Source organism: Janibacter sp. CX7 (assembly GCF_024362365.1).
Taxonomy (GTDB): Bacteria; Actinomycetota; Actinomycetes; order Actinomycetales; family Dermatophilaceae; genus Janibacter.
In genome coordinates, this window is sequence record NZ_CP101464.1 from 1,902,424 (window position 1) to 1,925,347 (window position 22,924).

At 72.3% G+C, this 22,924-nt stretch carries 24 protein-coding genes, 1 tRNA gene and 1 other RNA gene; 8 read left to right on the forward strand and 18 right to left on the reverse strand.

Annotation, left to right across the window (positions count from 1 at the left end):
* Positions 1–2 precede the first annotated feature (2 nt).
* Entirely contained in the window at positions 3–632 is a 630-nt protein-coding gene (locus NMQ01_RS09260) for a bifunctional 2-polyprenyl-6-hydroxyphenol methylase/3-demethylubiquinol 3-O-methyltransferase UbiG (protein ID WP_255183658.1), read from the forward strand.
* A 73-nt stretch (positions 633–705) separates the two neighbouring features.
* Here NMQ01_RS09260 and NMQ01_RS09265 read toward each other — a convergent pair whose 3' ends face one another.
* Complete coding sequence (locus NMQ01_RS09265) at positions 706–903, reverse strand: methionine aminopeptidase (RefSeq protein ID WP_255183659.1); 198 nt, start codon at positions 901–903, stop codon at positions 706–708.
* A gap of 78 nt (positions 904–981) precedes the next feature.
* On the opposite strand from NMQ01_RS09265, the gene map reads away from it, so the two are divergent.
* The 3 genes from map (at position 982) to NMQ01_RS09280 (ending at position 3,980) form a co-directional block, all read left to right on the forward strand.
* Positions 982–1,845, forward strand: coding sequence for a type I methionyl aminopeptidase (gene map, locus NMQ01_RS09270; protein ID WP_255183660.1), 864 nt, complete (start codon positions 982–984; stop codon positions 1,843–1,845).
* A 13-nt stretch (positions 1,846–1,858) separates the two neighbouring features.
* Positions 1,859–2,614, forward strand: a complete 756-nt coding sequence (gene ppgK, locus NMQ01_RS09275; RefSeq protein WP_255183661.1) for a polyphosphate--glucose phosphotransferase — start codon at positions 1,859–1,861, stop codon at positions 2,612–2,614.
* Positions 2,615–2,720: 106 nt separating this feature from the next.
* Positions 2,721–3,980 carry an APC family permease gene (locus tag NMQ01_RS09280; RefSeq protein WP_255183662.1) on the forward strand — a complete coding sequence of 420 codons (1,260 nt, stop codon included), beginning with the start codon at positions 2,721–2,723 and terminating at the stop codon, positions 3,978–3,980.
* A 47-nt stretch (positions 3,981–4,027) separates the two neighbouring features.
* On the opposite strand, the gene NMQ01_RS09285 is transcribed toward NMQ01_RS09280, so the two are convergent.
* The 5 genes from NMQ01_RS09285 to NMQ01_RS09305 form a co-directional block, all read right to left on the reverse strand.
* A complete protein-coding gene (locus tag NMQ01_RS09285; RefSeq protein ID WP_255183663.1) occupies positions 4,028–4,411 on the reverse strand; it encodes a hypothetical protein in 384 nt (127 codons plus the stop codon).
* Positions 4,408–4,788, reverse strand: a complete 381-nt coding sequence (locus NMQ01_RS09290) for a hypothetical protein (RefSeq protein ID WP_255183664.1) — start codon at positions 4,786–4,788, stop codon at positions 4,408–4,410. Before NMQ01_RS09290 ends, NMQ01_RS09285 begins: the two co-directional genes overlap by 4 nt.
* A 393-nt stretch (positions 4,789–5,181) precedes the next feature.
* Positions 5,182–5,562, reverse strand: an RNA gene (gene rnpB / locus NMQ01_RS09295) — RNase P RNA component class A.
* Positions 5,563–5,622: 60 nt separating this feature from the next.
* Positions 5,623–6,207: a TMEM165/GDT1 family protein gene (locus tag NMQ01_RS09300; protein ID WP_255183665.1), complete on the reverse strand. Its 585-nt coding sequence runs from the start codon at positions 6,205–6,207 to the stop codon at positions 5,623–5,625.
* 221 nt (positions 6,208–6,428) lie between these two features.
* Entirely contained in the window at positions 6,429–7,904 is a 1,476-nt protein-coding gene (locus NMQ01_RS09305) for an RNB domain-containing ribonuclease (protein ID WP_255183666.1), read from the reverse strand.
* A 28-nt stretch (positions 7,905–7,932) separates the two neighbouring features.
* On the opposite strand from NMQ01_RS09305, the gene NMQ01_RS09310 reads away from it, so the two are divergent.
* Together NMQ01_RS09310 and NMQ01_RS09315 are read left to right on the forward strand one after the other, a co-directional pair.
* Positions 7,933–8,679, forward strand: coding sequence for a YaaA family protein (locus tag NMQ01_RS09310; protein WP_255183667.1), 747 nt, complete (start codon positions 7,933–7,935; stop codon positions 8,677–8,679).
* Positions 8,676–9,767 (forward strand): SLC13 family permease, encoded by a 1,092-nt coding sequence (locus NMQ01_RS09315; protein WP_255183668.1) that lies wholly within the window; start codon positions 8,676–8,678, stop codon positions 9,765–9,767. The genes NMQ01_RS09310 and NMQ01_RS09315 overlap by 4 nt, the downstream gene beginning before the upstream one ends.
* 199 nt (positions 9,768–9,966) lie before the next feature.
* Here the strand turns inward: NMQ01_RS09315 and NMQ01_RS09320 are convergent, their stop codons facing one another.
* From NMQ01_RS09320 to NMQ01_RS09375, 12 genes are all read right to left on the reverse strand, one after another.
* Positions 9,967–11,184, reverse strand: coding sequence for an O-succinylhomoserine sulfhydrylase (locus NMQ01_RS09320; protein WP_255183669.1), 1,218 nt, complete (start codon positions 11,182–11,184; stop codon positions 9,967–9,969).
* The gene (locus NMQ01_RS09325) at positions 11,181–11,594 is read right to left on the reverse strand and encodes a rhodanese-like domain-containing protein (RefSeq protein WP_255183670.1); all 414 of its coding nucleotides are present in this window, start codon (positions 11,592–11,594) and stop codon (positions 11,181–11,183) included. Before NMQ01_RS09325 ends, NMQ01_RS09320 begins: the two co-directional genes overlap by 4 nt.
* Before the next feature lie 84 nt (positions 11,595–11,678).
* The gene (locus NMQ01_RS09330; RefSeq protein WP_255183671.1) at positions 11,679–12,164 is read right to left on the reverse strand and encodes a hypothetical protein; all 486 of its coding nucleotides are present in this window, start codon (positions 12,162–12,164) and stop codon (positions 11,679–11,681) included.
* Positions 12,165–12,219: 55 nt separating this feature from the next.
* Positions 12,220–13,341 (reverse strand): bifunctional RNase H/acid phosphatase, encoded by a 1,122-nt coding sequence (locus tag NMQ01_RS09335; RefSeq protein WP_255183672.1) that lies wholly within the window; start codon positions 13,339–13,341, stop codon positions 12,220–12,222.
* Positions 13,341–14,081, reverse strand: a complete 741-nt coding sequence (locus NMQ01_RS09340) for a zinc ribbon domain-containing protein (protein WP_255183673.1) — start codon at positions 14,079–14,081, stop codon at positions 13,341–13,343. Before NMQ01_RS09340 ends, NMQ01_RS09335 begins: the two co-directional genes overlap by 1 nt.
* A complete protein-coding gene (locus NMQ01_RS09345) occupies positions 14,078–14,941 on the reverse strand; it encodes a Nif3-like dinuclear metal center hexameric protein (protein WP_255183674.1) in 864 nt (287 codons plus the stop codon). The genes NMQ01_RS09340 and NMQ01_RS09345 overlap by 4 nt, the downstream gene beginning before the upstream one ends.
* A 1-nt stretch (position 14,942) precedes the next feature.
* Positions 14,943–15,015, reverse strand: a tRNA-Val gene (locus NMQ01_RS09350).
* Between the two features lie 78 nt (positions 15,016–15,093).
* A complete protein-coding gene (locus NMQ01_RS09355; RefSeq protein WP_255183675.1) occupies positions 15,094–16,068 on the reverse strand; it encodes an isopenicillin N synthase family oxygenase in 975 nt (324 codons plus the stop codon).
* A gap of 22 nt (positions 16,069–16,090) precedes the next feature.
* A complete protein-coding gene (locus NMQ01_RS09360) occupies positions 16,091–16,618 on the reverse strand; it encodes a peroxiredoxin (RefSeq protein ID WP_255183676.1) in 528 nt (175 codons plus the stop codon).
* A complete protein-coding gene (locus tag NMQ01_RS09365; protein ID WP_255183677.1) occupies positions 16,564–17,034 on the reverse strand; it encodes a DUF3052 domain-containing protein in 471 nt (156 codons plus the stop codon). The genes NMQ01_RS09360 and NMQ01_RS09365 overlap by 55 nt, the downstream gene beginning before the upstream one ends.
* Positions 17,031–18,539 carry a PH domain-containing protein gene (locus tag NMQ01_RS09370; protein WP_255183678.1) on the reverse strand — a complete coding sequence of 503 codons (1,509 nt, stop codon included), beginning with the start codon at positions 18,537–18,539 and terminating at the stop codon, positions 17,031–17,033. The genes NMQ01_RS09365 and NMQ01_RS09370 overlap by 4 nt, the downstream gene beginning before the upstream one ends.
* Positions 18,536–19,057: a PH domain-containing protein gene (locus NMQ01_RS09375; protein WP_255183679.1), complete on the reverse strand. Its 522-nt coding sequence runs from the start codon at positions 19,055–19,057 to the stop codon at positions 18,536–18,538. The genes NMQ01_RS09370 and NMQ01_RS09375 overlap by 4 nt, the downstream gene beginning before the upstream one ends.
* A gap of 67 nt (positions 19,058–19,124) precedes the next feature.
* On the opposite strand from NMQ01_RS09375, the gene fdhD reads away from it, so the two are divergent.
* Positions 19,125–20,012 carry a formate dehydrogenase accessory sulfurtransferase FdhD gene (fdhD, locus tag NMQ01_RS09380; protein ID WP_255183680.1) on the forward strand — a complete coding sequence of 296 codons (888 nt, stop codon included), beginning with the start codon at positions 19,125–19,127 and terminating at the stop codon, positions 20,010–20,012.
* A 77-nt stretch (positions 20,013–20,089) separates the two neighbouring features.
* Complete coding sequence (aceE, locus tag NMQ01_RS09385; RefSeq protein WP_255183681.1) at positions 20,090–22,882, forward strand: pyruvate dehydrogenase (acetyl-transferring), homodimeric type; 2,793 nt, start codon at positions 20,090–20,092, stop codon at positions 22,880–22,882.
* Positions 22,883–22,924: the final 42 nt, after the last annotated feature.

Consider the following 22,924-nt stretch of genomic DNA (forward strand, 5'->3'; position numbering starts at 1 on the left):
CGATGGCTCCCGACGACCTGCCCGAGATCCGCACCCGGTGGTCGGAGGTGTCGGGCGGGATCGATGCCGCGCACGCCTACCAGCGGCGCTTCGACGAGCTGGCGAGCGGCGGTGCCGACCTCGACGGCGAGGCCCGCTTCGTCCACGCGCTGCACGAGCCGCCTGCCCGCATCCTCGACGCGGGGTGCGGCACCGGCCGGGTCGCGACCGAGCTGACCCGCCTCGGGCACGACGTCGTCGGGGTCGATGCCGATGCGGCGATGGTCGAGGTCGCCCGGGAGCGCGATGTCGTCACGCGCTTCGTCCACGCCGACCTCGCGACGCTGTCGCTGTCGACGCAGACCTTCGACGTCGTGCTGCTCGCGGGCAATGTCGTGCCCTTCCTCGCCGACGGCACCCTCGTCGACGTGCTGCGCCGGATGCGTGCGCACCTGGCGACGGACGGTCGGCTCGTCGCCGGCTGGTCCCTGCCGGGGCACCAGCCGCAGGGCGCCGCCGCCGTCTCGGCCGAGGACTACGAGCAGGCGGCCTTCGCCGCCGACCTCTCCCTCGTGCAGCGCTACGCGACGTGGGACGCGCAGCGCTGGCCGGGTGACGGCTCCTACGCCCTCACGGTGCACCGGCCCCGCTGACTGCACACATGACGAAGGGAGGGCCCGCACCCCGGTGCGGGCCCTCCCTTCGTCATGTCGTCGGCAGGAGCGGTCAGGCGCCGGCGTCGCCGGTCTCCCACTCGCGGTCCTTGCGGTCCTGCTCGTCCCAGGCCTCGGTCTTGGCCGCGGCGGTGGCGAGCGCGGCCGCGGCCTCGGCCTCGGTCTCGTAGGGCCCCATGACGTCCTCGCCCTGGGAGCGGTTGTCGTCGGTCTCGACCTGCTTGGTCTCGATGTTGAACCAGTACGCCATCTGTCGTGCCGTCCTCTCTCGCGGGTGGCCGCGGACCGGAGCGCATCCGTCGCGCGCTCGTTGCCTAGACTTCACCGCATGCCTGCCGCTGCCGCAACCGTGACACCCGGTGAGGTCTCCCCCCGTCGGTCCGTGCCCGCCACGATCCGTCGGCCGGAGTACGTCGACCGCCCGGCACCGGCCCCCTTCGACGGCAGCGAGATCAAGGACGCCGAGACCATCGAGCGGATGCGGCACGCGTCGCGGATCGCGGCGCAGGCCCTGGCCGCGGCCGGCGCCGCCGTCGCTCCCGGCGTGACGACCGATGAGGTCGACCGGGTCGGTCACGAGTACCTCCTCGACCACGGCGCCTACCCGTCGACCCTGGGCTACCGGGGCTTCCCGAAGTCGCTGTGCACCTCGGTCAACGAGGTCGTCTGCCACGGCATCCCGGACTCGCGGCGGATCGAGGACGGCGACATCGTCAACATCGACATCACCGCATATGTCGGCGGCGTGCACGGCGACACCAATGCGACCTTCCTCGCCGGTGACGTCGCCGAGGAGTCGAGGCTGCTCGTCGAGCGCACCCACGAGGCGATGCTGCGCGGGATCAAGGCGGCCCTGCCGGGGCGGCAGATCAACATCATCGGCCGGGTCATCGAGCGCTACGCGGCCCGCTTCGGCTACGGCGTCGTGCGCGACTACACCGGCCACGGCATCGGCACGAGCTTCCACTCCGGGCTCGTCGTGCCGCACTACGACGCGGCCCCGGAGCACGCGACGGTCATCGAGCCCGGCATGACCTTCACCATCGAGCCGATGCTCAACCTCGGCACCCCCGACTGGGACCTGTGGGACGACGGCTGGACCGTCGTCACCCGCGACCGGCGGCCCTCGGCGCAGTTCGAGCACACGATCCTCATCACCGACGACGGCAACGAGATCCTCACCCTCCCCTGAAGGCAGGCACACGATGAGCAAGAAGCCCGACGCCCTGGGCATCGACATCGGCGGCAGCGGCATCAAGGGTGCCCCCGTCGACCTCGACAAGGGCAGCTTCACCGACGACCGGCTGCGCATCGCGACGCCGGAGGAGTCCACCCCCGAGGCGCTGTGCGACGTCGTCGCCCAGATCGCCGACCACTTCGCGGTGAAGAAGGACCTGCCTCTGGGCATCACGATCCCCGCGGTCGTCATGCACGGCGTCGTCCAGACCGCGGCCAACATCGACAAGTCGTGGATCGGCGTCGACGCCGACCAGCTCTTCAGCGACCGGCTCGGCCGCGAGGTCCACCTCGTCAACGACGCCGACGCCGCCGGGGTCGCCGAGCGCTACTACGGCGCGGCGAAGGGAGAGAAGGGCACCGTCGTCCTCACCACCCTCGGCACCGGCATCGGCACCGCCCTGATCGTCGACGGTCGGCTCGTGCCCAACACCGAGCTCGGGCACATCGAGGTCAACGGCCACGACGCGGAGACCCGCGCCGCCGAGTCCGTGCGCGAGCGCGACGACCTGACGGTGGAGCAGTGGGCGGAGCGCCTGCAGGCCTACTACTCGCGGCTCGAGGCGCTGCTGTGGCCGGACCTCTTCGTCGTCGGAGGCGGCGTCAGCAAGCAGGCCGACACCTTCCTGCCGCTGCTCGACCTGCGCACCCCGATCGTGCCGGCGAAGCTGAAGAACAAGGCCGGCATCATCGGTGCCGCCCGGCTGGCGGCCAAGGGCTCCTGAGGCGCGCGCTCCCGGCGGTCTCGACGGCTCGGCGGCAGACCACGATCCGGTCTCGACCGGTCGCGTCCCGCCGCCCCGCCACCGGGCCATGCGGCAGGCTGGGGACATGACGACCTCGCCGGGCGCCTCCTCCCAGGCCCTCTCCCGCCGGCTCGGGCTCACCGACGCCGTGGGTGTGGGCCTGGCCTCGATGCTCGGGGCCGGGCTCTTCGTCGTCTTCGCCCCGGCCGCCGCCCAGGCCGGCTCGCTGCTGCTCGTCGCCGTCGTCGTCGCGGGGCTGCTCGCCACCGCCAATGCGACCTCCACCGCACGGCTGGCGGCTCTCTACCCGGAGTCGGGCGGCGCCTACGTCTACGGCCGCGAGCGACTCGGGGTCAAGTGGGGTCACCTCGCGGGCTGGGGATTCATCAGCGGCAAGATCGCCTCGTGCGCCGCGATGGCCCTGACGATCGGCGTGCACATCGCCCCGGGGTGGTCGCAGGCCGTCGCGGTCGTCGTCGTGCTCGCGGTCCTCGCGCTCGACCTCCAGGGCATCCAGCGCTCGGCCGGCGTCGCGCGGGTCATCGCCCTGACCGTCATCGCGCTCGTCCTCGTCTTCGTCGTCGTGCTGCTCACCAGCCCGCCGGTCACCGCCGACACGCCCCCGCCGACGCCGCCCGGCTCCGGTGGCGTGCTCGGCGTCGCCCAGGCCGTGGGCTTCCTCTTCTTCGCCTTCGCAGGCTATGCCCGCGTGGCCACCCTCGGCGAGGAGGTCGTCGAGCCGCGCCGCACGATCCCCCGCGCCGTGGCGATCTCCCTGGGCATCGTGCTCGCGCTCTACGTGCTCATCAGCCTCGCGCTCACCCACACCCTCGGGGCCGGGTGGGTCGCGGCCCGGGAGGCTCCGCTCGCCGAGGCCGCGGAGATCTCGGCCTGGCCCTGGCTCGGGCCGGCCCTGCGGGTCCTGGCCGTCGTCGCGGCGGGCGGTGCGCTGCTCGCCCTGACGCTCGGGGTCTCGCGCACGGTGCTCGCCATGGCGCGCGACCGCCACCTGCCGCCGTCGCTCGCCCGGCTCGACGGCCCGCACCACCTGCCGCGGCGCGCCGAGTGCGTCGTCGCCGGCTTCATCATCGTGCTCGTCGTGCTCGTCGACCTGCGCGGGGTCATCGGCTTCTCGAGCTTCTGCGTGCTCGTCTACTACGCGGTGGCCAATGCGAGTGCGCTCACCCTGCCCGGCAGCCCGTTGCTGCGCGTCGTCTCGGCGCTCGGCCTGCTCGGCTGCGTCGCCGTGGCCGTGCTCCTGCCCTGGCAGTCGGTGGTCACCGGTGCCGTCGTGCTCGCGATCGGCGCCTTCATCGGGTGGGTCCGGCACACGACGCGGGAGTGACGGCGTGTGCGGACCGCGCGGATCACGCGCCGGTGGGCAACCACTCTTCAGGCAAGCACCATGGCTCGAGCCACAGACAGATTCGTCACGCGCAGGGACAGGCCACTCTCTTGGAGCGCTTGGTAGAGCATTCCCATGGTGGAGCCGGCGTGCACGTCGCCATCCTTGCCCGCGTCACTCGCGCTGGAAGGTGAAATCCCCATCCAGTGGAGGCCCTCTCCTCGGCGGATCGCCACAGCAGCCTGAGCCGTTTGCGGGTTGGCGGCGCGCAGATTCTGGATGACCTCATCCAGTGAGGTGTCCCACTCACACGCGATGATGGGCGTTCCAGAAACATGCCCGTTGTGCACGAGGAAGTCTCGCCCCTCTACCGTGCCAAGCACACGGCCGATGGCACGCGCCGTTTGCAGTCGTTCTGACGCAACTGTCATCTGGCCCTCCAGCGGTCATAGTAGGTAGCGAACGATTCGACAGCTCGATCATTGCACTCGACAAAGTTACGGTCCACGGTCTTCCATGCATCAACTCTGTCGATGACACAGATCACGGAGCGCTCCTCGGAGTCTACTCCCTGAAAGAACTGGTGGGCGTGGACTTCCCCATGGCAGCAATCGGTTCGGTGCACCTCGGCTCGCCACTCTTGCACGAAGAACTGCATGATGGCGAAGTCGACGACCATCTTCCGGTAGATGGTCTGTCGAACGTGCAGTTGGTGCTCTGGCGCGAGAACCACTTGGTACTCAATGACTTCCCCACCTTTCGGCGGCGAGTACTCCCACGCAGGCTCTGGTGTCGACATGTCGGCCAAGCGGTGGTTCTTCGGGTGCCTTGACTTCTGCACTACGTCCCCTCGTCCTTCTCGGCTGCCTGCTGCGCGATGTGCTTGGCCGACCCCTTGAGCGCTCGTAGGTGTGCAAGGTGGTCGCCACTGTCACGGTCGCGACCCACCGGGGCCTGACAGCCCGGCCGGCACCAGCAACCCTAGACGGCTCAGCAGCAATTTTCGGTAGCCGAGGAAGGGTCTCTCGCCCACTCACAAACAACACGCTCACTGAAGCCCCGTTCCGGGGTGGGTCCGTCTCTGGTCCGTCCGAGCCCGACCAGGTCGGCCTCTGGCCCGTCCCGCGATACCCCGAGAGCCCAGTGACCCCTGCACATTCCCAGTCGTTCCGGGCGAAACGCCACCATCGCCATAGGAGTGGGGATGAGTCGGCCTGTAAGCCGGGTTCTGTCCCCCGGCGCGGTTGCCCGCGCCGGGGTGACGGCCATCCATCTCGGGTCGCCGTTGCCGACGACCTCCAGCGTCCTACCCGTGTGCTCGGGCGGGCAGCCCTCGGACGCACACTGTCTGGACTTGCTCCGGGTGGGGTTTACCGAGCCGATCCGGTCACCCGGATCGCTGGTGGTCTCTTGCACCACCGTTTCACCCTTACCGCGACGACCGAGGTCGTCGAGGCGGTCTGCTTTCTGTGGCACTGTCCCGCGGGTCACCCCGGGTGGCTGTTGGCCACCACCCTGCCCTGTGGAGCCCGGACTTTCCTCGACACCGCCGAGGCGGTGACGCAGCCGTCCGGCCGACTCATCCGTCGAGCAGTGTACGGGGTGAGGGGACCTCCCCTTCGCCGGTCGGGACGGCGTGGTGTCAGCCCAGCCAGCCCAGACCCTCGGCGATGAGGATCAGGCCGAAGATCGCGAAGGCGGCGGCGGCACCGTAGGTGATGACCTTTTCCGGGAGCTTGCGGCCGAGGATCGCGCCGACACCGATGGCGAGGGCGTCCGCGGCCACCATGCCGACCGTCGAGCCGATCCACGTGCCGAGCCAGTTCTCGCGCACGGCCAGGGTGATCGTCGCGAGCATCGTCTTGTCACCGAGCTCGGCGAGGAAGAAGGCGACACCGACCGCCAGGAGCGCGGAGCCCTTGGCCTTGCGCGCCTTCTGCGCCTCCTCGTCGGTGAGCTCGTCCCCGCGCAGGGTCCAGGCCGCGAAGCCGAGGAAGGCGATGCCGGCGAGGATCGCGATGGGGCTCTGGTATTTCTCGAAGCTCGCGCCGATGAAGTAGCCGATGCCCACCGACGCCAGGTGCACGAGGGCGGTGGCGGCGGTGATGCCGAGGATGACGTCGCGGGCCCGGTAGCGGGTCGCGAAGGTCATCGCCATGAGCTGGCTCTTGTCGCCGAGCTCGGCGACGAAGATGACCACGGTGCTGAGCACCAGTGCTGAGAACATGAAAAAACTCCTCGTCCAGCCCGGACGAGGAGTCTGCGTGCGACGAGCCTCGACCGGGATCGTCGTATGACAAACCGGTCGAAAGTCTCGTCCGCCAGTGGTGCTGGCCCGATGTGCCGGAGCCGGGGCCGAGGCCGAGGCTCAGTGTGTCGACACACCTGTTGGGGACTACTCCCTTTCGCTGCGGCACACCCTAGCCGACGGCACGAAGGGGATGAAAGTCAGGCCACCTCGAAGTCGACCTTGCCCGTCGACAGGTCGACGCCGGTCAGGCGCACCGTGACCTCGGCGCCCAGGTCCGCGCTCCCCTTCGCCGTGGCCAGGGCGGGCGGGTCGACGAGCTGGACGTCGAGGTGGCCGCCCTTGACGCCCGCGTCGGGGGTGTCGACGACGACGGCGGCGAAGGTCTGCCCGACGCGGTCGGCGAGGGTCGCGGCCTCGACGGCATCGGTCGTCGCGCGCTCGACGGCGCCGGCGCGACGGTCCGAGATCTCCATGAGCTCGGGCAGCAGCGGCAGCGCCTCACGCACCCACTGCGGCACCTCCTGCCCCGCACTCACCGCCGCGCACAGCGCCAGGCCGAAGCGGTCGACGAGACGGCGCAGCGGCGCGGTGACGTGGGCGTAGGGGGCGGCGATCGCGGCCTGCTCGACGATCTCGGGCTGCTGCCCGTCGAAGGCCGTGTAGCCGGCCCCGCGGAAGAGCACGGTCGACTCGTGGATCAGGGCCAGGTGCTTGGGGTCGGACCCGTCGAGCGACCGCAGGAAGGCGCCGTGCGCGGTGCCCTCGGCCCACTCGACACCGAGCGCCCCCGCGATGCGGCGCAGCTGGGTGACCGCCTGCTCCTCGGGCTCGGGCATGGTGCGCAGGATGCCCACCCGCGCCTCGAGCATCATCTCGGCGGCGACCATGCCGGTGAGCAGGGAGATCTGGGCATTCCAGTCCTCCGACGGCACGAGCGGGCGCAGGTGCAGGCGGAAGCCCCCTTCGACCTCCTCGACCTCCTGGTCAGGCATGGGCAGCGAGGCGCCGCCGCGCTGCTGCTCGAGGGCGATCCGCAGCTCACCGATCTCCTTGAGCAGCAGCAGGCGCTCGTCGTCGGTGCCGCCGTCGACCGCTGCCTGCACGGCGGTGTACTCCAAGCGCTCGACGCTGCGCACGAGCGCCGGGTGGACCTCAGCCGCGGTGTGCTTGCCCGTCGCGTCGAGGCGGATGTCCCAGACGTAGGCCGGGCGCACCTCGTCGGGCAGCAGGCTCGCCGCACCCTCGCTGAGCACGGGCGGGTGCAGCGGCGTGCGGGTGTCGGGGGCGTAGATCGTCTGCCCGCGGCGTCGCGCCTCGGCGTCGATCGCACCACCCGGCTCGACGAAGGACTCGAGGTGGGCGATCGCGTAGCGCACGCGGTAGCCGTCGCCCTCCCGGGACAGGTGCATGGCCTGGTCGAGGTCCATCGAGCCGGGCGGGTCGATGGTGACGAAGGGGAGGTCCGTCAGGTCGGTCTCCGGTCGCGAGAGGGGCTGGGCCGCAACTCGCTCGGCCTCGGCGAGCACGTCGGCGGGGAACTCCTCCGGCACCTCCTGCTCGGCCCGGATCGCGTCGAAGCGCTGCGTCAGGCCGGCGGCGGCGACCACCTCACCCGCCTCGGGATCGGTCGGGCGCAGGGTGACGGTTCGGTGTGCGGCTGCCATGCCCGCCACCCTAGAGGGCTGACGTATCGTCCGTCGGGTGCTCGTGCTGCTGCCCCCTTCGGAGTCCAAGACCGGCCGCTCCCGCGGCAAGGCCCTCGACCTGGCTTCGCTGTCCTTCCCCGCGCTGACGGCGGCCCGAGAGCAGGTGCTCGAGGCGGTCGCCGCGACGAGCTCGGCCGACGACGCCCACGCGGTGCTCGGGGTCAGCCCCAACCTCGTCGACGAGGTCGCCCGCAACACCGTACTGACGACCACTCCCGCTCCCCCGGCCGCGCAGGTCTACACCGGCGTCCTCTACGACGCCCTCGACCTCGGCGATCTCACCCCCGGGCAGCGCCGACGGGCCAACCGCTGGCTCGTCGTGGTCTCCGCGCTCTTCGGCGCAGTCCGGCCCACCGACCGGATCCCGCCCTACCGCCTGTCGATGGCGGTCAACCTGCCCGGGGTGGGCCCACTCGCCGGGCACTGGCGCCCCGCTCTCGACGACGAGCTGACCGCCGCGGCGGGGACCGGGCTCGTCGTCGACTGCCGCTCGAGCACCTATGCCGCGGCCTGGACCCCCACCGGCGAGACCGCCCGCCGCTGGGTGCACATCCGGGTGCCCGGGGCGACGCACATGGCCAAGCACACCCGTGGTCTCGTCGCGCGACACCTCCTGGGGGTCGACCGCGAGCCGCGCACCCCCGCGGCCCTCGCCCGCGCCCTCGAGCCGGCCTTCGACGTCGCGCTCACCGAGCCGGCACGACCTGGACAGCCCTGGGTGCTCGACACCACCGTGAGATGAGCCCGCACGAGGTCCTCGACCTCCTCGCCCGGACCCTGCCGGTCATCGCCTTCCTCGTCGGGATCACCGTCGTCGCCGAGGTGTGCGACCTCGCCGGGGTCTTCGACGTCGCGGGCCACGCGACCGCCCGCTTGGCCGGCCACCGGGTCGTCGTCCTGTGGCTGCTCCTCGCCGCGCTGGCGGTCCTCGTCACGACCTTCCTCGGACTCGACACGACCGCGGTCCTGCTCACGCCGGTCGCCCTGAAGGTGGCCCGTCAGGTCGGGGTGCCGCCGGCTCCCTTCGCCCTGACGACGCTCTTCCTTGCCAACACCGGCTCGCTCTTCCTGCCCGTCTCCAACCTCACCAACCTCCTCGCGGTGCAGCACATGGCCACCCTCGGCGGCAGCCACGCCGACTACGTCGCGCTCGCCGTCGGGCCGGGCCTGGCGGCGGTCGCCGGGACCCTGCTCGTCCTCGGGGTCGTGCACCGGCGGGCGCTGCGCGGGCACTTCGCCGTGGAGCCGCCGGCCGCGCCGCACGACCAGGTGCTCATGCGCACCGCCGCCCTGACCTGCCTGACGACGGGCCCGCTCTTCGCGCTCGGTGCCGCCCCATGGCTCGTCGCCGGCGTCGCCGCCCTCGTCCTCGTCGGGACGCTGTGGTGGCGCGCTCCGCACCTGCTGCGACGGATCCGTCCGCCGTGGGGCATGGCACTCGTCGTCACCGGGCTCTTCGTCGTCGTCCAGCTCGTCGTCGACGCCGGCGCGGGCGACCTGCTCGCCCGCCTCGCCGGCAGCGGCGAGGGCCTCGGCGACCTCGCACGGGTTGCCGGCCTGGGCGCCGTCGCGGGCAACCTGCTCAACAACCTGCCCGCCTACCTCGCCCTCGAGAGCGCAGCCGGCACGTCACCGACCCGCCTGATGGCCCTGCTCATCGGCACCGACGTCACCCCGATCGTCACGCCGTGGGGCTCGCTCGCCACGCTGCTGTGGCTGCACCGCGTCCGGGCCGCGGGCGTACGCATCGGCCCCGGCGCCCTGGTGGCCCAGGGCCTCGCCGTCGCCCTCGTCGCGGGCGGCGCGGCCCTGGTCGTGCTGGCGGCCTGACCGCCCGATGGTTGTGTGTTGAAGTGGTAGCCCAGCCTGCCGGCGGGCCCCACCAGCGGCTGCGGGCGCGCAGGACTACTGGTTCAACACACAACCACGGTCAGAGGGCCCAGCGGCCCGGCTGACCCAGGTGTCCACCGGACCTGACCTGCAGCCGCGTGGCCGACGTCCTCGCCCACGCGGCGAAGGTGCGCGCGGGTCACCCCAGCGCGCGGCGCAGGTCGGCGACGAGGTCGTCGGCGGCCTCGAGGCCGACGGAGATGCGCAGCGTGGCGTCGGTGATGCCGATCGCGGCCCGCGCCTCTTCGCCCATGCGACGGTGCGTCGTCGTCGCCGGGTGGGTGATGAGCGACTTGGAGTCGCCGAGGTTGTTGGAGATGTCGACGGTGCGCAGCGCGTTCATCACCGCAAAGGCCTCGGCCTTGCCGCCGACGACGTCGAAGGTGACGACCGTGCCGCCCCCGCTCATCTGCCGCTGCGCCAGCTCGTGCTGCGGGTGATCGGGCAGCCACGGGTGGATGACCCGCGCCACCCGGGGGTGCTCCTGCAGGGCCCGGGCGACGGCGAGCGAGGACTCGGCCATCCGCCGCACCCGCAGGTCCATCGTCTCCAGGCCCTTGAGCAGCACCCAGGCGTTGAAGGGCGACAACGACGGTCCGGTGTGCCGGATGAGGTTGCGGACCGGCCCGTCGATGTAGTCCTGCGGCCCGAGGATCGCGCCGCCGAGGACCCGGCCCTGGCCGTCGATGTGCTTCGTCGCCGAGTAGACGACGATGTCGGCGCCGTGCTCGAGCGGCCGGGAGAAGGCGGGCGTGCCGAAGACGTTGTCGACGACGACCTGGGCCCCGGCAGCGTGCGCGAGCTCGCTCACCGCGGCGATGTCGACGAGCTCCTGCATGGGGTTGCTCGGCGTCTCGAAGAACACGGCGGTCGTCGGCTCGGAGAGCGCCTCACGCCACTGGTCGAGGTCCGGGCCGTCGACGAAGACGGTCTCGACACCCCACCGCGGCAGGATCTCGTCGAGGATGACGAAGCAGCTGCCGAAGAGGCCACGCGAGGAGACGACGCGGTCACCCTTGCCGAGCAGCGCGGCGAGGGCGGTGAAGACGGCCGACATGCCGGACGCCGTCGCGTAGGCAGCCTCGGCCCCCTCGAGCAGGCGCAGCCGCTCCTCGAGCATCGCGACGGTGGGGTTGCCGTAGCGGGAGTAGACGAACTTCTCCACCTCGTCGGTGAAGGCTGCCTCCGCCTCCTCGGCGCTGCCGTAGACGAAGCCGGAGGTCAGGTAGAGCGCCTCGGACGTCTCGTCGAAGGTCGAGCGCGCCTGCCCGCCACGGATGGCGAGGGTCTGCGGCGAGAGCCCCTCCGGGTCGAGGTAGGGGCGCGGGTTACCGGGACCGAAGGGAGTCGCGCTCACCCCTGCCTCCACGGCAGGCCGGCCTGCTTCCAGCCGTTGACGGCGCGGTGGCCCTGCGCGTCGAGGTCTCCCTCGAAGCCCTCGGCGACGTTGTGCGCCGCGGTGTACCCGGCCGCGGTGGCCGCCGCCGTCGCGGCGGCCGAGCGGGCGCCCGAGCGGCAGAGGAAGAGCACCGGGGTGTCGTCGGTCGGGATGCTCGCCCGCAGGTCGTCGAGGAATCGCGGGTTGGGCGCGCCGTCGGGGAAGGTCGTCCACTCGATGGGCACGACCCGCTTGCCGACGGAGGTCAGGTCGGGCAGCCCGACGAAGGACCACTCCGCCGAGGTGCGCACGTCGACGAGCACGGCGTCGGGGTCGCTCTCGAGGCGCTCCCAGGCCTGCCGGGGGGTGAGGTCTGCGTGCTGGGTCATGGGCGTCAGGCTAGACGCCGCCCCGGACCGCTCCCGCCGCCGGGTCAGCACCCGAGACGTCACCAGGGACCGGCTGCCGCCCCGTCACTGCCCGAGCGCGACCCCGTGGCTGACCAGCCAGGCCGTGACGAGGAAGCGCGCGAGGCAGCCGATCGTCGTCACGACGAGGAAGGTGACCGTGCTGACCCGCTTGATCCCGGCGGCGACGGTGACGACGGCCAGCGGCGGGAAGCCGATGCCCGAGCTCGCGAGCATGACGAGGGGGCCGAGCCGCGGGCGGTCGAGGACGCCGATCATCGCGGCGCTCCACCGGGTGAGCCGCTCCCGCACGGGGCCGGCCGGCTGCCGGTCCTCCTGCGCCTCGCGGGCCTCCTTGGCCTCACGGCGACGGCTGTAGGCCTCCGCTCCCTTCGCCGCGGCCACGAAGTGGGTCATCTTGCCGACGACGAGGCCGCCGGTCATCGCGCTGACGTGGAGCACCCAGGCCTCGGGGAAGATCACCGGAGCGGCGACGGCGTAGATCTCCGCGTTGAGCGGCGGGAAGTAGGCCGAGAGCAGCCCGAAGAGCACGGCTCCGACGAGGCCAGAGGCCGTGAGCCAGGAGGGCAGGTCGTCGATGGCTGCCTCAGATCCGGTTGGTGAAGGCGACGACGGCCCGGCCGTCGGGCCACGCCTCGATGCCGGTGAGCGAGCCGGGCGACCCCGCGAGGCGCCACATGTGCTCGTGGGGCAGGCCGAGGACGAGGGTGAGCACGGCGAGGATCGGCTTGCGGTGGCTCGCCACGACGACGGTGCCGCCGCGCGCGACGACCCGCTCCCACGCGGCGGTCACCCGCTCGACCATCACGTCGTGGCTCTCGCCACCGGGCCGTGCGTAGCCCCGGTCGTCGCGCAGCGCGCGGAAGTCGTCGGCCGCCTGGGCGACGAGGTCGCTCACGCTCGCCCCGTCCCAGTCACCGAAGGACTGCTCGTCCCAGTCACGGTCGACCTCGGCGGCCACCCCGAGACGGTCGGCGATGACGGCCCCCGTCTGCCGGGCCCGGGCGAGGTCGGACGTGACGACCTGCACGGGGTCGTCACCGACGAGCTCGGCGACGAGCTGCGCGGCCCGCGCGGCCTGCTCGCGCCCGGCCTGCGTCAGGTCGGGGTCGCTCCCCCCGCGCCCGTCGAGGCGGCCCTGCTCGGTGAACTCGGTGACGCCGTGGCGCACGAGGACGACTCGCGTGGGCCTCCCGTGGCCGCTCCACGGCCGCACCGGCTCCTGCTCGCTGTCGCGCGAGGGGGCGAGGTCGTCGCGCGACTGCTCCGACGCGTGCCAGTCCTCGACCGTCTCGCCGTCCATGCCCCGGTTGGACAGGGCGTCGGCGGCGGAGTTGTCCGCGCGCGGCACCCAGATGAGGTCGACCGAGCCGCCGGCAGCGGTGATCTCGGCGACGAGGGCACGCCCCTGCTCCGCGAGCTCGCGCATGTCGGGGTGCTTGATCTTCCAGCGGCCGGACATCTGCTCGACGACGAGCTTGGAGTCCATGGCGACGACGACCCGGGCATCCGCGGCGATCCGCCGGGCGGCCGCCAGACCGGCGAGCATGCCGCGGTACTCGGCGACGTTGTTGCTCGCGGTGCCGATCGGCGCGGCGAGCTCGACGAGCACGGTGCCGGCATCGTCACGCACGAGCGCGCCGTAGCCGGCGACGCCGGGGTTGCCGCGTGACCCTCCGTCCGCCTCGACCCGAAGACTGCGTCCCATCAGTCCCCGGAGTGGGTGCGCACGAGGATGCGACCGCACTCCTCGCACCGCACGACCTCGTCGCTCGCGGCCCGCTCGATGGCCGAGACGTCGACCGGGTTGAGCTCGAGCCGGCAGCCACCGCACCGGCCGTGCGTGAACTCGGCCGCCCCGAGACCGCCCGAGCTGTCACGGATGCGGTCGTAGAGCGCGAGGAGCTTGTCGTCGATGCCGCCGGCGAGGTCGGCCCGCGGGCGCACCACCTCGGTGCGCTCCGCGTCGAGCTCGGCGATGGCTGCGTCACGCTCGGCGGTGAGGCGGTCGACCTCGGCCTGGGCCTCGTCGCGGCTCGCGGTGAGCTCGGCCAGCCGCGCCTCGGCGCTCTCCTGGCGCTCCATGACCTCGATCTCGACCTCCTCGAGGGCGGACTGCCGCCGCGCGAGGGTCTCGAGCTCGTGCTGGAGCGAGGTGAGGTCGCGCGAGGTCATGCCGGTGCCGGCGTCGAGGCGGGCCTGGTCGCGGGCGGCCCGGTCGCGCACCTGCTGCACGTCGGCCTCGGCGCGGTCGACCTCGCGGCGGATGTCGGAGAGGCCGGTCTCGACGCGCACGACGTCGTCGGACACCTGCTGCAGCCGGCCACCGGCCTCGGCGAGGGCGGCGATCTGCGGCACGCGACCGCGGGCGTGGTCGATCTGCTGCAGCCGGGTGTCGAGGGCCTGCAGCTCGAGCAGCCGGGCCTGGACGAAGGGATCTGCCTTCACTGTGGGTCTCCTTGGTCGGGTCGTGCGCCGACGGTGAAGCTCCACGGGTCGGTGCAGATGGTGCTCACGTGGGACTCCAAGCCCATCACATCGTGGCCCGCCGCCGCGAGGGACTCACCGAGCCGGTCGAGCATCTCCTGCAACCACAGCGACTCGGTGGCCCAGTGGCCGGCGTCGACGACGAAGGGGGTCCCGCCCCGGGCGGCCGCCTCCTCGCGGGCCTCGAGGACGGGGTGGTGGCGCAGGTCTGAGGTCACGTAGACGTCGGCACCCGCGGCAGCTGCGGCGTCGAGCAGCCCGTCGCCGGCCCCGCCGAGCAGGGCCACGCGGCGCACCTGCCCGTCCGCCGGTCCGGCCACGCGGATCCCCGCCGGTGCCGAAGGGAGCGCCCCCGCCAGTCGCGTGGCGAAGTCCGCGAGGCTCACCGGTGCGTCGAGGTCACCGACGCGCCCCATGGGGCGGCCCTCCTCGATGCTCAGCGGCTCGGTCCCGGTGAGGCCGCAGGCCCGGGCGAGCGCGGTGTTGACCCCGGGCTCGGCGACGTCGGCATTGGTGTGGGCGACGTAGAGGGCGACGTCGCCCACGACGAGGGAGGTGACGGCCGCTCCCTTCGCGCTCGTCGTGGCGACGGAGTGCACGCCGCGCAGCAGCAGCGGGTGGTGCGTGACGAGCAGGTCGGCCCCCGCGTCACGGGCCTCCTCGATGACCGCGAGGGTCGGGTCGACGGCCGCGTGGATGCGACGGACGGGCTGGTCGGGGTCGCCGGTGACGAGGCCGACGCGGTCCCACGACTGGGCGGAGTCGACCGGGAAGGTCTGCTCGAGGACCGCCAGGACGTCCCGGAGGCGGAGGTGGCTCATGTGGGCCCGGCCGGGCTCGAACCGACGACACCCGCGGTGTAAACGCGGTGCTCTACCACCTGAGCTACAGGCCCCTGGCGCACGCGGCGCCGGGCGACATTGTGTCAGGCCCGCGACCGCGCCTCGGACGCGGCGCGGGCCCGTCGCCGCCCTCAGACGCGGCGCGCGTCCTCGATGAGGTTGATCTCGTAGAGGACGAGGTCGAGCGCGTCGGCCGCGCTGATCGGCGAGAAGCGCTGCGGCGTCTGCTCGGTGACCGTCGACACGAGCGGGCTGAGGACGGTCCACGGCGTCGGGTGGGTGAACTGCACGACGGAGTAGCGGTCGCCCTCCTGGCCGGGGGCGGCGACGACGCGGTGGATGCCCGGCTCGATGACGCCGTTGGTCACGACCTCGAGCATGAGGCCGGTGTTGATGATCGCGCCGCCCTCGGGGGCGATGGCGTCGATCCACTCGCCGCTGTCCTTGAGCCGCACCTGCAGGCCGGCGGCGGTCGCGCGGGGCAGCGCGGTGATGAGGTTGATGTCGGCGTGCTCGGCGGCCCAGACGTGGGGCGCCTCGGGGGCCGAGTCCATGGCCGGGTAGTGGATCGCGCGCGAGAGCGTCGGCCCGTCGACGAGCATCTTCTCGAAGTAGTCGGGGTGGGCACCGACACCGGTCGCGATGATCCGCAGGACCCGTCGCTGCAGGTCGGCGACCGAGCGGTGGAAGGTCGTCAGCGTCTCGCTGATGCCCGGCACGGCCGACTCCGGGAGCACCGGGTCGTGGTAGCGGTGCGGGTAGCGGGTGCGCAGCGGGTGCCCGGCCGGGATCGCGGGACCCCAGTTGAGCATCTCCTTCCAGTCCGCGACGTCGGCGGTCGCGGCCGTCTCGACCAGCAGGCCGGTGTAGCCGGTCTGGCCGTGGGTGCCCGGCGCGACGAACTGCTCCTTGACCTCGCGCTCGGCGGTGAAGAACTCCTCGAGCATGCCGTAGGCGCTGTCGATGAGGTCCTCGGACAGGTCGTGCTTGACGTAGACGAAGCCGGTCTCCAGCGACGTCATCAGCCCGTCGACGACGGCTCGCGCGCGCTCACCGTCCCCGGACTCGAAGGCCAGCAGGTCCACCTCGAGGATGTCGTCGCTCATGAGGGCGAAGACTACCCGCGACTCAGGCCCGGGCGGGACCCCCGAGGGCGTCGAGGGCGGCGTGGTAGCCGGCGAAGTCGCGCGCCTGCCCCGTGGGGTTGACCAGCTGCCACGCGATGCGGCCGTCGCGGTCGACGAGGAAGGTGCCGCGCTTGGCCATGCCCTGCTCCTCGTCGAGGACGCCGTAGTCGCGTGCGACCTGCCCGTGCGGCCAGAAGTCCGACAGCAGCGGGAAGAAGTAGCCCTCCTGATCGGCCCACGCCCGCAGGCTGAACATCGGGTCGCAGGAGATCGCCACCGTCGTCACCTGCTCGGACTCGAAGCGACCGAGGTCGTCGCGGATCTCCCCGAGCTCACCGGTGCAGATGCCCGAGAAGGCGAAGGGGTAGAAGACGAGCAGCACGGCGCGGTCGGCCCGCAGCTCGGCGAGCGAGACGTCACGGCCGTACTGGTCGCGCAGGACGAAGTCGGGTGCGGTGCTCCCGACCGACAGGCTCAGCGCGAGCCCTTGGGAGCGGCCAGGCGGGTGGCGACCCAGGCGTCGGAGCACATGACCGAGCCGGAGGTGTGCAGGCCGGCCGTCGTCGCGGCCTCGTCGACCTCGCTCGGGTCGACCTCCTCCTCCTGACCGGGGCGGGGCGTGACCAGCACGATCGAGGAACCCTCCGCGAGGGTGCCCAAGGTGTCGACGAGCGCGTCGGTGAGGTCACCGTCGCCGTCGCGCCACCACAGGATCACCGCGTCGACGACACCGGTGTAGTCCTCGTCCTCGAGCTCCTCGCCGATGACGTCCTGGACCGCTGCACGCAGGTCCTCGTCGACGTCATCGTCCCAGCCGTACTCCTGGACGATCTGCCCGGTGCTGAAGCCGAGCTTTTCGACTGCGGCCTCGGCGAGGTCCGCTCCTGCGGACCGCGACTCCCCCGTCACGACACTGGTCCTCTCTGCTGCTCGCTGCTCACTCATCCGTCATAGTCCACCGCGTCCGGCGCCCGGTTGCAAGCAGGTCCACCGTCGTCGTCGCGTCGCGCGGGGCTCGCGTGGGCCTCGACGAGCCCCCGCAGGGCCTCGGCGTGCGCCCGGTCGAGGTGGCAGACACCCGGGTCCACGGGCCCCACGGTGCTCACCGCGTGGACCGTCGCGAGGTCGAGGCGCCGGGCGAGCGGCCCCTGCGAGACGGTGAGCGACTGGATGCGTCCCCAGGGCGCGACCCGGATCCTGCGGTCGAGCCACCCGCTCCGGTCGAGCAGCGCTGCCTGCCCTGCGAGGTAGCCGATGTGGCGGTGGGCGAAGGGGTGGACCCACCTCGCGCGCCGCGGCTGGCCCACGAAGCCGGTCGGGGTCGTGGTCATCAGGTCCCGGACCTCACGCGTCGTCCCGGCGTCGCCGGTGACGACGTGCAGCAGGTGCAGCACCTCCGGCGTCGTCGCCGCCGGGACGAGGACGGGGTCGGCCGACTCCGCGGCCGAGCCGATCTCGGCGCCGGCGACGTTGACCGTCAGCGACCACCACCCCGCTCGCCGCCACAGCCACGGCTGGTCGACCTGCACGGCCTGCACGCGGTGCAGCGGGACGGACGAGGTGCGGGTGTCGGTGAGCCCGCGCTGGCTCGTGAGGGTGCTCCCCCGCCGCCCGATGACCAGGCCCCACCACCGGGTGAGGCGCAGCAGCGCGCGACCACCGGCCACCACGACGACGGGGAAGAGCCCGGTGACTGCCGGCGCGAGGCCAACGAGCGCGAGGACGACCGCGACGACACCGATGAGGGCGACGAAGATCGCCTCGCCACTCAGCAGCACCGACGCGACCACCCGCGCGGGCGGCACGACGAGCAGCCGCTCCTCGGTGGCCTGCGCCGCGCGCGAGGCGTGGTCGAGTCCTGGCGCGGGTTCGCTCCCGCCCACGGCACCGGCGGCGGGTCCCCCTTCGCCCGCTGCGGTCCGGGGCGTGGCGCTCGCCTCCTGGGCCAGGCCGAGGAGGCGCTCGCGGACCGACTCGGCGTCGGCGACGCGCAGGTAGGCGATCGACAGGTGCGAGTCGCCGCCGCCCGCCGACTCGACCCGCACCTCCGAGAGGCCGCACAGGCGGGCGAGGAGCGGCCGGACGAGGTCGACGGCCTGGATGCGGTCGTAGCGGACCTGCCGGTGCTGGCGGAAGAGCACGCCGGTGCGCATCTCGATGCTGTCGTCGCCGAGCCGGTAGCGGGTGAACCACCACGACACCAGGCCGAGCAGGACAGCGCCGAGCACGACGAGCCCGACGGCGCCGGCCTGCAGGAGCGTCCCCACACCCGGCACCGCGCCAGCGGGTCCGCCCGGGCCCGAGTCGTCGTCCCCACCGCCGAAGGCCGCAGCGAGGGTGTCGATCTGCTGGCTCACGAGGTAGCCGAGGACACCGAGCACGACGAGCCCGCCCCGGATGAAGGGCGAGACCGGGTGGACCCGGACGAAGCCCTCGTCGGGCTCGCTCACAGCCCCGCCCGCTGGGCCTCGCCGCGACCGGCGAGGCGGGTGCGCAGCTCCTCGGCGACGGGCGCCGGCAGACCGGGCAGGCCGGCGGAGCTGACCGGTGACGCGGTGTGCACCTCGATGGCGGCCAGACCGGCGCGGCGCATGAGCGGGCCGGAGCTGAGGTCGACGTACTGGATGCGGCCGTAGGGCACGGTCACCAGGCGCCGCCACATCCGCCCGCGGCGGATGGCGATCTCCTCGGGCAGCTCGGCCCAGCTCATCGCCCGCACCTGGACGCCGACGAGCCACATCCACCAGACCCACACGAGGAGCACCACGACCGTGCCGACGACCAGCCACGGCCACAGCAGCGCCGCCGCGACGCCGAAGGCGATGGCGACCGGCAGCAGCACGAGGGTCGACGCGGTGCGGCGCACCCGGGCCAGCGCCGGCGAGACCGGGTGCCAGTGCGCGCCGTGGTCGCCGCGCAGCGGCAGCACGGACGGGAGCGAAGGGGGCGGGGTCGGCTGCTCGTCCACGGCACCATCTCACCAGACGGGCTCCGTAGGCTGGGGTCGTGGTGGACGTGCGACGTGGAGGTGCCCGATGGGTCGGGTGACGCAACGGCTCAAGGTGGAGCGACGCGACGGACGCACCCTGCGTCGCATCGAGTCGGTCGCCGTCGAGGAGCCGCTCGAGATCCGGGTCGCCGAGCTGCCGGAGCGCGGTGTGGCCGCGGGGAGCGCCCCCCTTCGTCCGCCGTCGACGACCGTGACGACGACGATGCGGCTGCCCGGCGACGACTTCGACCTCGCCCTGGGGCACCTCGTCGCCGAGGGACTCGTCGCCGACGGCGAGGCGGTCGCGACGATGATGCACTGCACCGACACCGGGTCCGACGGGTCGCCGACCTTCAACGTCGTCGAGGTGACCCTCGCCGCGGGGGTGCAGCTGCAGCGGCGGGTCACCGAGCGCACCGAGATCGCGACGAGTGCCTGCGGGGTGTGCGGCTCAGCGACCGTCGACGACCTGCTCGCGGCCATGCCCGCCTCCCCCGCCGACGACGACGTGCGGGTCGACCTCGCGACGATCCACGCGGGCGTGGCGGCGATGCGCGAGCGGCAGCGCGTCTTCGAGGCGACCGGAGGGGTCCACGCGGCCGCGCTCCTCGGCCCCGACGGCGACCTGCTCGTCGTGCGCGAGGACATCGGCCGGCACAACGCCGTCGACAAGGTGCTCGGGTGGGCCGCCCGCGAGGGCCGGCTGCCGCTGACGGGTCACACCCTGCTCGTGTCGTCGCGGGCCGGCTTCGAGATCGCGCAGAAGGCGGCGGTCGCCGGCGTGCCCGTCCTCGCGTGCGTCTCGGCCGCGACCTCCCTGGCCGTCGAGGTCGCCGACCGGGCCGGGCTGACGCTGCTCGGCTTCGTCCGCGAGCCGCGCACGACCGTCTACACGCACGCCCACCGCATCCCGGAGTCCGAACCCGGTTTGTGACGCCTGACACCCACGCGAGAGGATGGGTGTGTCCGTCGTCACCACGTGCGGACAGGTCTTGTGAAAGGACGACACTCGTGCCCGGCTCAGCGGATCACCTCAGCGACGGCCCCATCCTCAACGGCATCCCCACCCACCTGCCGGACATCGACGCGGAGGAGACAGCCGAGTGGCTGGACTCCATCGACGCGCTGATCGACGACTCGGGCCGCGAGCGCGCCCGCTACGTCATGCTGCGCCTGCTCGAGCGCGCTCGCATGAAGAACGTCGGGGTCCCGTCGCTGACGACGACCGACTACGTCAACACCATCCGCCCGGCGGACGAGCCGTGGTACCCCGGTGACGAGGAGGTCGAGCGCCGCTACCGCGCGTGGATCCGCTGGAATGCCGCGATCCAGGTCCACCGCGCCCAGCGCCCCGGCGTCGGGGTCGGCGGCCACATCTCCTCCTACGCCTCCGCGGCGACCCTCTACGAGGTCGGCTTCAACCACTTCTGGCGGGGCAAGGACCACCCGGGTGGCGGCGACCAGATCTTCTTCCAGGGCCACGCCTCCCCTGGCATGTACGCCCGCGCCTTCCTCGAGGGCCGCATCAGCGAGGAGCAGATGGACGGCTTCCGCCAGGAGGCCGCCCAGCTCGCCGGGCAGGGCCAGACCGGGATGCCCTCCTACCCGCACCCGCGCCTGATGCCGGACTTCTGGGAGTTCCCTACGGTCTCGATGGGCATCGGCCCGATGAACGCGATCTACCAGGCGCAGTTCAACAAGTACCTGCACAACCGCGGCATCAAGGACACCTCCCAGCAGCACGTGTGGGCCTTCCTCGGCGACGGCGAGATGGACGAGCCGGAGAGCCGTGGCCTGCTGCAGACGGCCGCCTTCGAGGAGCTCGACAACCTCACCTTCGTCGTCAACTGCAACCTCCAGCGTCTCGACGGGCCGGTCCGCGGCAACGGCAAGATCATCCAGGAGCTCGAGGCGCAGTTCCGCGGCGCCGGGTGGAATGTCATCAAGGTCGTCTGGGGCCGCGGCTGGGACCCGCTGCTCGCCGCCGACCGCGACGGCGCGCTGGTCAACCTCATGAACCAGACGCCCGACGGCGACTACCAGACCTTCCGCGCCAACGACGGCGCCTACGTGCGGGAGAACTTCTTCAACCGCGACCCGCGCACCCGCAAGCTCGTCGAGGACTGGTCCGACGCCGACGTGTGGTGGAAGCTCAAGCGCGGTGGCCACGACTACAACAAGGTCTACGCCGCCTACCGCGCCGCGATGCACCACACCGGTCAGCCGACGGTCATCCTCGCGAAGACGATCAAGGGCTACGGCCTGGGCACGCACTTCGCCGGGCGCAATGCGACCCACCAGATGAAGAAGCTCACCCTCGACGACCTCAAGGGGCTGCGCGACGGGCTGAAGATCCCGATCACCGACGAGCAGCTCGAGGCCAACCCCTACCTGCCGCCCTACTACCACCCCGGTGAGGACGACGAGGCGATCCAGTACATGCGCGAGCGCCGCGGCAAGCTCGGCGGCGGGCTGCCCTCGCGGCGGGTCGAGTACACGGCACCGCAGCTGCCGGGCGACGACAAGTACAGCCAGATGGCCAAGGGCTCGGGCAAGCAGGAGATCGCCACGACGATGGCCTGGGTCCGCCTGCTCAAGGACCTCATGCGCGAGAAGGGCTTCGGCGACCGGATCGTGCCGATCATCCCCGACGAGGCGCGCACCTTCGGCATGGACTCCTTCTTCCCGACGAAGAAGATCTACAACCCGCACGGGCAGAACTACACCTCGGTCGACGCCGACCTCATGCTCGCCTACCGCGAGTCCGAGCAGGGCCAGATCGTCCACACCGGCATCAACGAGGCCGGCTCGGTCGCGGCCTTCACCGCCGCGGCGACGAGCTATGCCACGCACGGCGAGCCGATGATCCCGGTCTACATCTTCTACTCGATGTTCGGCTTCCAGCGCACCGGCGACAGCATCTGGGCGGCCGCCGACCAGATGTCCCGAGGCTTCCTCCTCGGCGCCACGGCCGGGCGCACGACCCTCACCGGCGAGGGGCTGCAGCACGCCGACGGCCACTCGCAGCTGCTCGCCGCGACCAACCCCGCGGTCGTCTCCTGGGACCCGGCCTACGGCTTCGAGATCGCGCACATCATGCGTCAGGGCCTGGAGACGATGTACGGCGGCGACGCCCCGCAGTCGGACGCCCGTCGCAACGTCATCTACTACCTCACGCTCTACAACGAGCCGATCGTCCAGCCGCAGCAGCCCGAGGACCTCGACGTCGACGGCCTGCTCAAGGGCATCTACCGCTACTCCGCCGGTGACGCCTCCGGCCTCGGCGACACCCCGCCGCGCTGCCAGCTGCTCGCCAGCGGCGTGGGCATGGCGTGGGCGCTCGAGGCGCAGCAGCTGCTGCGGGACGACTGGGGCGTCGTCGCCGACGTGTGGTCGGTGACGAGCTGGAGCGAGCTGCGCCGCGAGGCGATGGCGTGCGACGAGCAGCGCTTCCTGCACCCCGACCAGGAGCGGCGGACCCCCTTCGTCACCCAGCAGCTCGAGGGGACGGTCGGCCCGGTCGTCGCCGTCTCCGACTACATGAAGCAGGTCCAGGACCAGATCCGGCCGTGGATCCCCGAGGAGTTCTCGGCCCTGGGCACCGACGGCTTCGGCTTCTCCGACACCCGGGCCGCGGCGCGACGCTACTTCCACGTCGACGGCCCGTCGATGGCCGTGCGAGCCCTGCAGATGCTCGCCGACCGCGGCTGGGTCGCCGAGGACGTCCCCGGCAAGGCCGCCGAGAAGTACCGCCTGCTCGACGTCAGCGCCGGCACCTCCGGCAACGCGGGCGGCGACGCCTGAGGCACCGCCCCCGGCACCACACGGGCCCCGGCCATGGCGTCT